This is a genomic window from Nostoc sp. (genome assembly GCF_041747015.1).
Lineage (GTDB): Bacteria > Cyanobacteriota > Cyanobacteriia > Cyanobacteriales > Nostocaceae > Nostoc.
The window spans coordinates 1-14104 of the sequence record NZ_JBGTFY010000077.1; the positions used below are offsets into that span (position 1 = coordinate 1).

At 40.7% G+C, this 14104-nt stretch carries 12 protein-coding genes, 1 other RNA gene and 1 pseudogene; 8 read left to right on the plus strand and 6 right to left on the minus strand.

Going from position 1 to position 14104, the window contains the following annotated elements:
- Positions 1-807 (minus strand): AAA family ATPase (locus ACEW80_RS06105; RefSeq protein WP_373525741.1); only part of this gene is annotated, 807 nt, incomplete at its 3' end.
- 512 nt (positions 808-1319) lie between these two features.
- Positions 1320-2090, minus strand: coding sequence for a glucosamine-6-phosphate deaminase (locus ACEW80_RS06110; RefSeq protein ID WP_373525742.1), 771 nt, complete (start codon positions 2088-2090; stop codon positions 1320-1322).
- A 192-nt stretch (positions 2091-2282) separates the two neighbouring features.
- Here ACEW80_RS06110 and ACEW80_RS06115 point away from each other — a divergent pair, with 192 nt between their 5' ends.
- Positions 2283-2990, plus strand: coding sequence for an HAD family hydrolase (locus ACEW80_RS06115; RefSeq protein WP_373525743.1), 708 nt, complete (start codon positions 2283-2285; stop codon positions 2988-2990).
- Positions 2991-3091: 101 nt separating this feature from the next.
- Positions 3092-4360, plus strand: coding sequence for a tetratricopeptide repeat protein (locus ACEW80_RS06120; protein ID WP_373525744.1), 1269 nt, complete (start codon positions 3092-3094; stop codon positions 4358-4360).
- A 48-nt stretch (positions 4361-4408) separates the two neighbouring features.
- Here the strand turns inward: ACEW80_RS06120 and ACEW80_RS06125 are convergent, their stop codons facing one another.
- Positions 4409-5095: a Uma2 family endonuclease gene (locus ACEW80_RS06125; protein WP_373525745.1), complete on the minus strand. Its 687-nt coding sequence runs from the start codon at positions 5093-5095 to the stop codon at positions 4409-4411.
- A gap of 95 nt (positions 5096-5190) precedes the next feature.
- On the opposite strand from ACEW80_RS06125, the gene argS reads away from it, so the two are divergent.
- The gene (gene argS, locus ACEW80_RS06130) at positions 5191-6954 is read left to right on the plus strand and encodes an arginine--tRNA ligase (RefSeq protein ID WP_373525746.1); all 1764 of its coding nucleotides are present in this window, start codon (positions 5191-5193) and stop codon (positions 6952-6954) included.
- A gap of 114 nt (positions 6955-7068) precedes the next feature.
- Complete coding sequence (locus ACEW80_RS06135) at positions 7069-8706, plus strand: mucoidy inhibitor MuiA family protein (protein WP_373525747.1); 1638 nt, start codon at positions 7069-7071, stop codon at positions 8704-8706.
- Positions 8707-8724: 18 nt separating this feature from the next.
- On the opposite strand, the gene ACEW80_RS06140 is transcribed toward ACEW80_RS06135, so the two are convergent.
- Both ACEW80_RS06140 and ACEW80_RS06145 read right to left on the minus strand, forming a co-directional pair.
- Positions 8725-9798 (minus strand): hypothetical protein, encoded by a 1074-nt coding sequence (locus tag ACEW80_RS06140; RefSeq protein WP_373525748.1) that lies wholly within the window; start codon positions 9796-9798, stop codon positions 8725-8727.
- Positions 9782-11062, minus strand: a complete 1281-nt coding sequence (locus ACEW80_RS06145; RefSeq protein ID WP_373525749.1) for a hypothetical protein — start codon at positions 11060-11062, stop codon at positions 9782-9784. Before ACEW80_RS06145 ends, ACEW80_RS06140 begins: the two co-directional genes overlap by 17 nt.
- 364 nt (positions 11063-11426) lie before the next feature.
- On the opposite strand from ACEW80_RS06145, the pseudogene ACEW80_RS06150 reads away from it, so the two are divergent.
- A pseudogene (locus ACEW80_RS06150) lies at positions 11427-11711 on the plus strand (Uma2 family endonuclease); the annotation flags it as partial.
- 38 nt (positions 11712-11749) lie between these two features.
- Here ACEW80_RS06150 and ACEW80_RS06155 read toward each other — a convergent pair.
- Complete coding sequence (locus ACEW80_RS06155; protein ID WP_373525750.1) at positions 11750-11950, minus strand: hypothetical protein; 201 nt, start codon at positions 11948-11950, stop codon at positions 11750-11752.
- Between the two features lie 235 nt (positions 11951-12185).
- Between ACEW80_RS06155 and ACEW80_RS06160 the strand changes: the two genes are divergently transcribed.
- From ACEW80_RS06160 to ssrS, 3 genes are all read left to right on the plus strand, one after another.
- The gene (locus ACEW80_RS06160) at positions 12186-12677 is read left to right on the plus strand and encodes a pentapeptide repeat-containing protein (protein WP_373525751.1); all 492 of its coding nucleotides are present in this window, start codon (positions 12186-12188) and stop codon (positions 12675-12677) included.
- Positions 12674-13852, plus strand: coding sequence for a 5-(carboxyamino)imidazole ribonucleotide synthase (locus ACEW80_RS06165; RefSeq protein ID WP_373525752.1), 1179 nt, complete (start codon positions 12674-12676; stop codon positions 13850-13852). Before ACEW80_RS06160 ends, ACEW80_RS06165 begins: the two co-directional genes overlap by 4 nt.
- Positions 13853-13958: 106 nt before the next feature.
- Positions 13959-14104, plus strand: a non-coding RNA gene (ssrS, locus tag ACEW80_RS06170) — 6S RNA; the annotation flags it as partial.

Consider the following 14104-nt stretch of genomic DNA (forward strand, 5'->3'; position numbering starts at 1 on the left):
ATGTACAACAACCGCTAACTGGTTTTGATTCAGAATCGCTTGCTGTACAGAATCAGTAAAGTTTTGTATATCTGCGGGAAATGTCCGAATGGAAAATTGACTATGAACTTTACCTACACGACTTTGATATCCACTCAGCATGACTGCTAAATCGTAAGTCGCTTTGTTAATTAGTGGTGCAAGATTTTTCGCCATTAAAGTATATTGTCGTCGCCCGCGATCGTAGGGATCAATTTGCAACCAAACGTCATACTTCGCCCAGTAAGCATAAACAGTATTGATCACATCTAAGCGTTCCCAACTAACAAATTTATCTATAGGGAAATAAAAATCTCTTTCTGAGTAATATTGGGTAATAATGTCGGGACGCGCCAAAAAATGTAATACTCGCAGTACAGTAATTTCTTGCAGTCGGTTAAGAACGTAATCAATAGGAATACTGCTACGGCTGACAAATTGGACGATGGGTGTTTCCGTAGTCAAAATATCTTTGTAGCGATGATCTGGTGATTGAGGATCTGGTGTAATATAGTTCCAAAATTTTTCAATTTCGTAGCGCGTACTATCAGATACAACATTTAACAAATTAGCCCACCAAGCATAATTATTTCGTCCCAAAATCTCAGCAATATTACTTGCCAAATTCAAACTTTTTTGACTTAATTCGCCTGAGTCAGTATACAAAAGTTTCCTCAAAAACTCCAAGTCTAATTCTCGGTGAAACGGTCGCCAACCGCTAGCAAGTAAGCTTTGTCTGGTATTATTTGCAGGAGTGCCTTCATTGCTTCTAAAGTAGTCAAAATCCATATTTGTGAGGGATATAGCGTTAGTCGAGTTACTTTGGGTTGAGGTAGGAGATTGCGAAAAAGTTTTATTGTAATATAAATTAACTGCGTACAAATGGTATTTTTATCTCCACCATGCTGTAGTGGTTAGGAAGTCTTTTTAATTTAACTCATTACTTTTGTAATATACATAATACAAAGCGACTACCTGTGTCAACTTTTTTGACGGAGTAATTGGTAAGTGGGGGTTTACTTTTAGCTGTTGATTTACCTGCACTACTTATCCAATATCACTAGTACTTACGAATTGACAGAAAAGACCAAATATGTATGATGGAAAAAACCGCATCTTTCGTAGGGGTTTAGCATTGCTAAACCCCTACAGCGCTAATCTATTTAGTATCAAAGTAATGATTAATCAAAATCTGAAACGACCTGTTTTGGTAAAATCATACCATGATTAATTTGTACAGTGCGTAAGTCCTAATCACGTCCGTTGAACTGCCCATCAGATAAAGTACTTAACTCCATTACTTAAAGCAAACTAGCAGAATTAACATCTAAAAATAACGTCGTTTGGGGTTGTTGACGAAGAATAGAAGCCGGACAGTCTGTGCTTATAGATCCTTGTAACATCTTTTTCACCACATTCGCTTTGCGTTTTTCTGGAGCAAGACAGATAATTTTTTTAGCTGAACAAATCGTTGGGATGGTGACAGTAAAAGCATACTGTGGAACAGTTTCTAGATTCGGAAATTGACCCGTGCTTACTTGTTGTTGACGGTTAACTATATCCAGTTTTACTAGTTTAACGCTATAAGGATCTTGAAAATTTGCGACTGCTGGATCGTTAAAAGCCAAATGTCCATTTTCGCCAATGCCAAGACAGCATAAGTCAATTGGTTGTGCTTGTAATAGTTTTGTGTAGCGATCGCATTCTGTCAGTGGTTGCAATGTATCACCTTCTAGATAGTGAAACTCCTTAGGAGCAACTCGCTTCTCTACACGTTCTCGCATATAGTACCGGAAACTCGCAGAATTGTCGGCAGTAATTCCCAAATACTCATCTAGATGGAACAGAGTAATCTTTGACCAATCTACACCACCCAATGCAATCAAAGCATCAAGAAATTTGAGTTGCGAGTTACCTGTTGCTAACAATACAGCAGCTGTATCCTGTTGCTGGAGAAGTTGCTGTAAATGCTTTTGGGCGATTTCGGCAACTTCTTGGGCCATTTCGACTTCAGAGTTGTAAATCTGCACTAGTAAATCATCAACGCGAAAAAAGTTTGTGGCGGCTAGCATTTGCTTACACAGAAAGTTATAAGAGAAGACAGGAGGGAAGAAGTATTAACAGTTCTGGTGATAAAATCCAGTTTAAAAAGAAGATTAGCAGATTAATTTGCGACTTTTTGTCCTGTATTGACGAAGAAAGAAGCACTAACAATGTAAACTATTTAAATCAAGTTAATAATTATTTACATTTTACCTAAAATCATGCTAGTTGCAATTCTTTTTGACCTAGATGGCACTATTGTCAACACTGACCCTATACACTACCGAGCTTGGCAGGAAATGCTGTTAAATTACAGCCTAGAAATTGACGAAATATTTTATAAATCCCGAATTAGTGGGCGGCTAAATCCAGAAATTGTCAAAGATATTCTGCCACAATTATCAGCAACAGAAGGGCAAAAATTTGCGAACGAAAAAGAGGCGCTTTTTCGCAAACTCGCCTCGAATCTCAAACCTCTGAATGGATTTTCTGAACTACTAGCATGGACAGATACACATCAGTTAAAACGGGCATTAGTAACTAATGCACCTAGATTAAATGCTGAATTTATGTTAGAGGTTTTGGGAATAACAGAAGCTTTTCATACAGTTGTTTTAGCGGATGATTGCGTAGCAGGTAAACCCGATCCTGCGCCCTACCAAGCTGCCTTGAATAAGTTGGAGATTACAGCAGAAGAAGCGATCGCTTTAGAAGATTCTCCCTCTGGAATTCGGGCTGCGGTGGGCGCAGATATCCGCACCATTGGTATAGCATCCACCCACGAGCCTCAAGCTTTGCGGGAAGTCGGCGCATTTATGGCAATTCCAGATTTTACTGATTTGCAGTTGTGGACATTGCTTTCTTCACTCATTGAACCAGATTTGAGTGCGATCACTTCATTAAGTCAAGAAAACTCTATAGTGAGTTAATTTACTGAAAATACGAAATGCAGCAAATCCAAGCTGAATACTTAGAATATTAAGGGTAAGGCTACTGGAATTCAACTAACTGAATCAACCAAACAAATGCCATGAATGACGAATTTTACAATAGAGGATTGGAGAAGGCTAGGCTAAAAGACTACGCTGGAGCAATTGAGGAATTTAATCAGGCTTTACAACTGACACCTTACTTTACCGAAGCTTACTTGCAGCGCGGTTTGGCATATTATGACTCAGGAGCAATCCTTAAAGCTGTTTCAGATTATACTGAAGTCCTGAAGCTTAATTCTGAGAGTGGAGAAGCATATTATTGTCGGGGATTAGCAAGGATGGCGCTGAAAAATTTACCGGGGGCGCTGGAGGATATTGAACGTGCTATTCGTCTCAATCTCAATTATGCGGCTGCTTATAATCTGCGGGGGATAGTGCGGCGTAAACAGGGTTATATTCAAGATGCGATCGCTAATTTTAAAAAGGCTGCACAATTATATTTAGAGCAACAGGATAAAGAAAATTGTCGTCTTTGTCTAGAACTAATTAAACAGCTACAATCCCCAAAAAAACCTGCTGTCGAGAAATCCCATTCCCCAAGCGCGCCAATTTTATCCACAAAGGAATATTTCACACAATTATTAGCAAAGGCGGAAAAGGGAGATACGCAAGAAGCACTCGCCGATTTAAACTGGGTATTGCAAGCCGATTCGCAAGATGCTCAAGCTTACTGCTGTCGTGGGGTTGTGCGTTGTAAAATGGGGAATTATCGAGAAGCGATCGCCGATTTTAATCAAGCATTGCGACTAAATTTTCAAGATGCCATCGTCTATCGTAACCGAGGTAAAGCGCGTTCTGTGTTAGGAGATCATCAAGGTGCGATCGCGGATCTTAACCAAGCACTCCAGATGCAACCCAAAGATCCCTTAGTTTATATTGCCAGAGGTAATACCTATCGGACAATGAGCAATTATCTCGGTGCAATTCAAGATTACACCCAAGCGCTGCAAATCAATCCTAATGATGCTCAAGCTTACTACAATCGCGGCATTGCCTATACTTGCTTAGAAGAAATGCAAAACGCCGTGGAAGATTATCAACGGGCGGCGAGTATCTTTTGTGAGCAAGAAGATTGGGGAAATTATCAACAAGTCTTAAGTAGCCTAGAAAAAATTCAAAAATTTAGTCCAGAGTCAAAAAAGCAAAAATATAACCTTCTGCATCAGCGACTTTTGCGGATGGTTGGGGGATATTGGGAAATTGCCGAACGATTGATTAAGCAGAAGCAGGATTACTATCCTGGGATGTCAGACGAGTGGTATTTGCAAAAAGTAATTGATGATTTAGAACGCGATCGCAGTAGATAGAATATATTACATTGCTTTAGGAGTCAGAGCAAAGTATTACCCAATTTTCTAAATATCCTCTGGGTTAATTCCCAAATCCCGTAACTTTTGCGCTAGTCGTTGGGCGCGTTGTCGTTCCTGTTGCACTAATTCTTCTGGTGTAGGTAATTTCCGCCCTTGTTGATCATACCAATATAACCATTCTCGCGTTCGTCCAAGATAAGTACCACGTTCTCGCCCAATTGCTAAACCAATTTCTGGTATCCATACCTGCGAATTTGGTTGCAAAATATAGTCTCCCTCAACCAAACGATAAACTTCTAGGGGATCTCGCTTGCGCCGATACCTACGACTTGGTACATAAATTGCATAGCATAAAATTCCTAATTGAGCATAGTCGATTTTTTTCTGTTCGTATTCGCCACCATAGGTTTTAGAAACAACTTCTAGGGCAAAAATGGGAACAGTAGCATCTTCTTCCCACAAGACATAGCTTAAACGTCCTTCTTCACCAATAAAGCGTTCCACGCCTAAGCTGAGAAATCCATCTGGTACTAGCGGTGGTTTACTAGGAGCGTAATAAATGCCCATATCCACACCGAAAAACCAGTCAGTGCGTTCGCTCCAGATTAAAGCTAAAATTGCTTCTAACAAATTTGGAATCAGATTTTGCAGTTCGTTATCCACTGGGGTATCGTCAGAATCTGGAAGTTCTGCCGAAGATGGCAAACAATCTAGGGAGTTGTACTTTAGCATGAGAGTCCTCACTTGGACTTGATAACTATATTTTAAGGTTAAAATAATCAAGCTTTTCCAGAGCTACATTTTCCTCTCACAGATAAAAATTATAAATGAACGCTACACAAGAAAAACTAAAAGTTCAGTTTGAACAGGCTTTAATCGCGGCTTTTGGTACTGACTTCGCTGGAATAGATCCAATTCTAGTTCCTGCGAGCAATCCTAAATTTGGCGATTATCAGGCGAATATAGCTTTATCCCTGAGTAAGAAATTAGGATTGCAACCAAGAGCGATCGCAGATGCGATCGTTGATAAATTAGATGTATCCGAAATCTGCGAACCGCCTCAAATCGCTGGGCCAGGATTTATCAATCTGAAACTGAAAACGGCATACCTAGAAGCACAACTGAACGAGATTCAAGCTGATCCCCGGTTGGGAGTTCCACCCGCAAAAACACCCAAGCGGGAAATTGTCGATTTTTCTAGTCCGAATATTGCCAAAGAAATGCACGTGGGACACTTGCGTTCTACGATTATTGGTGATTCCATCGCCCGGATTTTAGAATTCCAAGGACATGATGTGCTGCGGTTAAATCATGTCGGTGATTGGGGTACGCAGTTTGGGATGTTAATTGCCTATCTGCGGGAAGTCTACCCAGACGCGCTTACCACCGCTAATGCTTTAAATATTGGTGATTTAGTCTCCTTTTACCGCAAAGCCAAACTGCGGTTTGATACAGATGAGGCTTTTCAACAGACAGCACGGCAAGAAGTCGTCAGATTACAAGCAGGTGCAGAAGATACAATCCATGCTTGGAAACTGCTGTGTGAACAGTCTCGGCGGGAGTTTCAAATAATTTATGACTTGCTGGATGTCCAACTAATTGAACGCGGAGAATCTTTCTATAACCCTTTACTATCAGAAGTTGTGGAAGATTTGGAGAAATCTGGGTTACTGGTAGAAAACCAGGGGGCAAAATGCGTTTTTTTAGAAGGGTTTACAAATAGAGAAGGTGAACCTCTACCTTTAATTGTGCAGAAATCAGATGGCGGTTATAACTACGCTACTACAGATTTGGCATCCCTTCGCTACCGGATTCAAAAAGATGAAGCAAAGCGGATAATTTATGTAACCGATGCTGGACAAGCAAACCATTTTGCCCAATTCTTCCAGGTAGCAGGCAAAGCCGGATGGATTCCCGATGATGTGGAATTAGTGCATATTCCCTTTGGATTGGTGTTAGGAGAAGATGGGAAAAAATTCAAAACTCGTTCTGGGGATACTGTACGGTTACGGGATTTATTAGATGAAGCTGTTTCTCGTACCCATGCTGACTTAAAAAGCAGATTACAAGAAGAAGAACGCCAAGAAACTGAAGAATTTATTAATGAAGTTGCGAGGGTAGTTGGCATCAGTGCAGTTAAATATGCAGATTTAAGTCAAAATCGCACCAGTAACTACATCTTCAGCTACGATAAAATGCTGGATCTTAAAGGTAATACTGCGCCCTATATGCTGTATGCTTATGCCCGGATTCAGGGGATTAGCCGCAAAGGTAATATTAACTTTAAGGAGTTGGGAAACAATGCTGTCCTGTTGCAGCATGAAACAGAATTAGCGCTGGCAAAATATTTACTTCAACTAGATGAAGTTATTAGTAATGTAGAGCAAGACTTGCTGCCTAATCGTTTATGTGAGTATTTGTATGAACTGAGTAAAAAGTTTAATCAGTTTTACGATCGCAATCAGGGAGTTCAGGTTTTGGAAGCACAAGAACCGCAGCGAACATCCCGCTTGGTTTTATGTGATTTGACTGCTAGAACTCTGAAGTTGGGACTATCTTTGTTGGGAATTCAGGTATTGGAGAGGATGTAATACTAATTTGTAATTATGAATTACTGTTTTGAATTCCCTAAAGGGGTTGACGGTTAGACCGGGAAACATTGACAATTAACCAGCATAACTATTAAAAATGGGGGAAAACTGGTAGTGGTTAACCCGGAAATACCATCTTGGCGCAAAACAGTACAAAGCGAGATTGTAGCTGTGACAGTATATGCTGATAGAGCGCTGGTTACACGGCGGGGTATAGTTTCTTTGACAGGAATTGAACAGGAATTAATAATTACCCCAGTGCCAGTGACTCTAGAAACTGAATCTGTCAGGGTTAGCGGTACAGGCACAGTCGGGGTGCGAATGCTGGGAGTGAGTAGCGATCGCATCTACACCACTGAGCCTGTAGGAGAGCGAGTAGCACATTTGACAAGGCAAATTCAGCAAGTAGAAGCAGAAAAACGCCACCTGCAAGCCCAAGTGGATGCTTTAGCATTACAGTCTAGTTTTATTGAAGGCTTACGAGAAACGGCAGAGAAACCCTTTTCACAGAGTTTGTCTCGAAAAAATCTCAGCCTCAGCGAAACTTTAGATTTCCTCAACTTTGTCGGCAGCCAGTATAGTGAGTATGCGATCGCATCTGGGGAGTGCAAAACCCAACAGCAGGAATTAGACAACCAACTCCAAGCACTCCACAGTTCATTGCAAAAAATCCAAACACCCCATCCTCAAGAGAGTTTTAGTTTAGTTGTAGGCGTTGAAGTTGCAGGTGAAGGCGAATTTGAATTAGAGCTATCATACCTAGTGAATCGCGCTAGCTGGACTCCCCTTTATGACTTGCGCTTTAGCACCACCAGCAATATTGTACATCTAAGCTACCTTGCAGAAATCACTCAAAGCAGTGGTGAAGATTGGATTGGTGCAAATCTTGCCCTTTCTACCGCTAAACCGGGATTAGGTACACTCCCACCCAAACTTGAACCCTGGTATATTGATGCCCCACGTCCACAATTGACGCAACAACGACGATCTCGACTAGCTGCCCAGCCACCACTGTTGCCTAGCATAGCAGAACCGCCTGCTTTTGCTGCCAGAGCAGATTTGCAAGAACAAGATGAAGTTGCAGAGGATAGTCTTATCCCAGCAGAAACTGTGACAGCAGAAGTATCCAAAGAAGGGAGTGTAGTTACCTTTAAATTGAATAGTGGCGGTAACATTCCCAGTGATGGTGCACCTCATAAAACAACGATTTTCAACGATGATTATCCCTGTAACTTTGATTATGTAGCAATGCCGCGATTGGTAAGCTTCGCTTATCTGCAAGCTAATGTGAAAAATAGTCCCAACGGTGCGACTTTATTACCAGGCAAAGCAAATATTTTCCGCGATAACGTTTTTATCGGGACAACTCAGTTAGAAAATATTGCACCAGGACAAGAGTTTAAACTTAACTTAGGGATTGATGAAGGTTTGAAAATTGAGCGCGATTTAGTTGAGCGTCTGGTAGACAAAAGATTAATTAGCAACCAGCGTCGGATTACTTGTAGTTATCGGTTGATAATTACTAATTTACTAGACAAAGAAATAAATCTAAAACTAACTGAACAATTGCCAGTTAGCCGTAACGAGCAAATTAAAGTGCGTCTCAACCGCAGCAACCCGCAAATTCAACTTGGTGAAATGGGGATTTTAGAATGGCAGTTAACTCTGCCACCGCAAGAGCGACGAGAGATATATTATCAGTTTAATGTTGAACATCCGCCTGAGTTAATGGTTGTTGGGTTAGATATTTAACCTTTTAGCATATTACAACTAATCTTTATCAATCTTTAAATTAGCTGGACTAATTGAAAAGTTAATTTGCCATTTTAGCTTAGATATGTCACCTTGTAAGTATTCATAAATAGCCGTCGCTACATCAGAAGAACGATTGAGCGGTACAACATAATCGAACACCCTTGTCATCACCTTCAGAGTTTCAGATGTCCATTCTCCATCTACGATAAGAACTGCAAGCAATTCCTTATTCTTGCCTTTCCAGTTAATCGCTGAAAACATTTTATCTTTTGCATAAAGCGAGGCGTGTCTGGAAGATGACTTTCTCACCTCTATAAAAGCCTTTGGAAATTTTTCATCTGGAATAACAAAGTCGGCTCGGAAGTTATAAATAACACCCTCAAGATAGTTATATTCAGACTCTAACTTGTAAGGAACGTTAGCATCATCAAGAGCTTGAGCAACAATACGTTCAAGAAGTACTCTACCTACCAAGTCACGGACAATACCCTCAAGAGTTGGTTCAATACTCTGCAAAATTTGTTGGCGAGTCATAGCCTGTCCAGGTTTTCGTTTATTCAAAATTTCAGCCAGTTTTTTAGCTGCTGGTTGTGAAATAGCATTATCCGATACACTGCCAATTTGTTTTTTTAACGTCGCTTTACTTGTAATATTGGCAAGGCGTTGAAGAATCGGAAGCATATAGGAATTACATTGAATATAGTCAGCATCAAATTCCTCAAGTCCTTTTGTAATGATATACAGTTCATTTAAAAGAGTTTCTACTCTGTTTCGTAGCTGAATGTACACACCTTTTGTAATTGCTGACTCTACATCAAAAGGGACGGCTTGCATCCGAAAAAGTTCTTGCACAACTTCTTGTGGAGTAGCTTCGTTTGGGTCAAGTGAACTGTCAAGACCACTGAGAATAATGAGTTTTTGTTCAACAATCTGGATTTGGTCTGCCTGAATGTTTACGAAGCCACTAGTCTGCTTACTCAGTTCTAAGTAAATTTGAACATAGAGTGTCATTGCTTCCCTAGCAATCTGGGAAAGCGTATTACTGCTAACTATTTCTGGTGAACTATCAACATCAAATTCGTCTTGCATGTATATGAAATTCCCCAAGAGGTTTGTCGATACCTTGCCGTTTTTCTAAAATCCAGCGACTCCCTCGTGTTCGCAAGGTTTCGATTGTTAAAATCTCAAATCCATTTTCTTCCATTATCTGAGATAATAACTTTTCCGTCTGGATATGAACTCCATAAAGTGCTGCATCTGCTACAACGATATGAACGTGGCTCTGAGGTCGTAAAACCCTTTTTAATTCTTGAAAGACTCGCTGCATTTGTCCAAAGTAAGGATATACAAGTAGGTAATAGTCTTTCTTGCCATTTTTCAGTTTTCTTTGTTGCTTAAGCTCATTAACTAATGGTTGTAGTAGAGATTGAACGTTTGCTGATATAGCTTCTGTAAATATATTCTGATTCTGCTTGAGGTCAATTGGGGCAGTTGTGGTATTAACAATTAATCGACGACGCACTCGTTCTGTAATCTCACGCCATGAGCCAGCATAACGCCAAAAATAAAGTTGCATCCTTGTCATCTCAGCAAAGTCAAAATTGTTGAGATAAGGTGGTGAGGTGATGCAAAGAGAACAGCTTTCATCTTCCAGAGTATTCATTGCTTCAGAACTAATAAAATGCAATTTTGCTCTTGATTTAAACTTATTTCCTAGTAATTTAATGTCGTTTCTAATATCATCACAAACTTTTTCGAGAGCAATTTGATACGGCGTTGATTTCTTCTGACTAGTAGGAGCTTTGTAAATTCCATCTGTTTGAGAGCCAGATGCGAGTTCAAGTACGCGAGAAATAATGAGACGATAAAGTGGACGTTCAGTAGGTTCAATTTGATTTTCAAGCATAAGAGCAGATGCTAAAAGCCGCAATTCTTGCTCTGGGATAAGTTTTACTAAAAAAAGTGCCGCATCTATTGTCCAAATTTCTGCAATATCACTAGTATACGGTTCAATAAATCGACAAATTTTTTCGATGATATCTACCTGCTGTATACAAGTAGGCGGGAATATTTTTGCAAGCGAAATATCGTAGAAAAAAGGGTGAGCCTCAAAACCAACAGAGCATATACCATGAAAGTTTGCCTGTACAAGGGAGGTAGACAAACCTGAAAATGGATCGATAAGCATCTCATCTGCTGTTAAGCCAGATTCTTGAATGCAGGAACTCACGAACTCTGGAGAAAAGCCAGCTATAAAGTTGAACCATCTGTGTATAGGATGACGATTTGTTGTCAGATTGGTTGGGAGCTTTTCTTTGGACGGTTCATACTCAAAAAGTCTGAGTTGTCTCATCGATTCATATTTATATGCTTACATAAATACTTATGATACCTGAGATATATGCTGACAAACTGCTGCACCCTGCGCTTCTCACTGCTACGCTAAACTTATAGCACTAAGACATCGGATAGCACAGGGAACACTGATAAAGGCTTAAAAAAACAAATTTACCAAGATATCTTTCGCACACCAGATTACTAGGACTTACGCACTATACAAATTAACCGTGATGTGGATTAACGAAAATAGGTCGTTTCAGGTTTTTATTAATTATCCTTATGCTCGTAAATAGACCACGCTGTAGGGGTTTAGCAATGCTAAACCCTTACGAAAGATGTGACTTTCAACCGTATCCATATTTGGTATTTCTTGTCAATTCGTAAGTCCTAATTACTTCTGGTTTGACCCAGAAACTTTAGAATTTACAGGGTTCCATTTGGTTGATGGTGAATATCAACCGCTCCAAGCAAATCCCCAAGGCTGGTTGTGGAGTCAACAATTAGGTTTACATTTAGGGGTTTATCAAGAAAATTTACGCTTTTACACTCCTGAAGGGGAACTAGTTCCAACACCGACAGAAGTGGCACAACAGGAGAAGCAACGCAGCGATCGCTTGGCAATAAAACTGCGAGAATTAAATATAGATCCAGATACTATTTAGCCTCCGCACTGTCTTACTTGCGCCTGTTAGCCCAAATGCTACGGGTCTTCAGGAAAAACCCATTTTGGCGGTTCCGTTATTTTTTTCCGCAGACGTTCTTCTGCCAACTCCAACATTTTGTCTAAGGGAGTCTCTTCAATAAATTTTGCAGTGGCCTCTTTAAACTCAACATTGGGGCAGTTATCCCCTAAAATACAGCCGTTAACACAGGCTTCGGCGCAGTTAATTTTTTGCTCCACAGTAAATCCCTCTCTAAAAATTATGAGTTACAAGTTGTGAGTTACGATTTTCACCCCTAACTCCTTACTCTTTCACCATCAGGTATTACCTTCCAGGTAAATTCTACCTTGCCAGTTGCCATCCCATTCAATATTTTTCGGTTAACGTAAGTCCTGAATTAGAATGATGCAGTCTTGCTAATATTCAAATGGGGTAAGTTAAATGCAGCGATTAGACACCAAATTGGCTCTCGATATGTTTTGGCGGCAAGGATTAGCGTTACTTGTGGGAATTATTGTCTGGTGCGTGGCTCATCCCGCACTGGCAGTAGACTGGACTCATCCACTGTCATTTAGCAATGCAGAGTTGTCAAGACGTGATTTTTCTGGCGAAAGTTTGCAAGCTGCGGAGTTTTCTAACGCCAATATGGAATTGGCTAACTTTACAAACGCTGACTTGCGGGGAGCAGTCATGAGCGCTTCGGTGATGACAAAAGCAAATCTCCACGGAGCGGATTTAACTAACGCAATGGTTGATCAGGTAAACTTGACTAAGGCAGATTTGAGCGATGCAGTTTTCAAAGAAGCCCTTTTGCTCCGCGCCATCTTTAATGATGTAAATATAAATGGTGCAGATTTTACAGATGCAATTTTGGATAAGGTGCAAATTAAAGAACTGTGCGCTAAAGCCAGTGGTGTTAATTCCAAAACAGGCGTGCAAACTCGTGATTCTCTAGGATGTCAATGAAGCGTGTTGGTGTAATTGGTGGCGGACAACTTGCCTGGATGATGGCGGATGCAGCACAGAAGCTAGGAGTAGAATTAATCGTACAAACTCCTAGTGAACACGACCCGGCTGTGTCAATGGCTCAGGAAATCGTTTTCGCCCCGATAGATGACGCTAGTGCTACAGAAATATTAGCTCAGAAATGCGATGTCATCACCTTTGAAAACGAATTTGTTAATTTAGATGCGTTATCCCTTCTAGCACAGCAAGGCGTTTGTTTCCGTCCCAAATTAGAAGCTTTAGCTCCTCTTTTAGATAAATACCACCAGCGCTGCTATTTACGCGATTTGGGTTTACCTGTTCCGCAATTTTTCGCCCTTGAACAAGTGAAGAATATCAAATTCCAAGTAGAGTATTTGGGTTTTCCCCTAGTCCTCAAATCCCGCCGCCACGGTTATGATGGTCAGGGTACTTTTATAATTAAAGATTTTGCTACTTTAGAGCAAAAGCTAAGTTATGAAACCACAACAAAAACTTTAAATCAATCACCTTTCTTGTTAGAAGAATTTGTCTCATTTGAAAGAGAACTAGCGGTAATTGCGGCTCGTTCTGTGGAGGGGGAAATTGTAACTTACCCAGTGGTAGAAACGCAACAAGAACAACAAGTATGTCGGCGGGTAATTGCGCCAGCCCAGATTACACCCAATCAAGTAGCAGAAATCCAAGCGATCGCACATACTCTATTAAATAGCCTAGAAGTAGTAGGAATTTTTGGGATTGAGCTATTTCTTTGTGCTGATGGCAAAATCCTAGTCAATGAAATTGCGCCGCGTACTCACAACTCTGGGCATTTTTCCCTAGACGCTTGTGAAACTTCTCAGTTTGAGCAACACCTTAGAGCAGTTTGTGGTTTACCTTTGGGAAATCCGGCTTTACAGTGCGCTGGCGCTGTGATGGTAAATCTACTGGGGTATGAAAATTCTCACAGCGACTATCAAAGCCAGCGTCAACAAATAGCAGAGATTCCCCAGGCGCACCTTCATTGGTATGGGAAGACAGAATCACGCCCTGGAAGAAAGTTAGGACATATCACCGTTTTGCTAGATAATCAAAATAGAGAGTTGGCAAGTGCGTACACCAACGGTGTCGGCGCAGCCATCGCTCACACTATAGAATCTATCTGGTATCCCAGGTAAATTCATCACAAACGGGAACATCTCAGCTTTTGCAAAAGTGAGATGCTCCGTCAGAAACTTTCGATGTTTAACACACAACATCTTTTTGAAAGCTATAATGAGTGAAGTTCAACTACGACGTTGGTGACTGCCATCAAGTTTTTTGATCTATGCCTTTAATGACAAGGGAGTCAACTGTTCTCGTGGCAGTAGACCGGGCATGTACCCGGAAACTTTAAACGAGGAATTTAGGTTCCCACCTGGATAAACCCA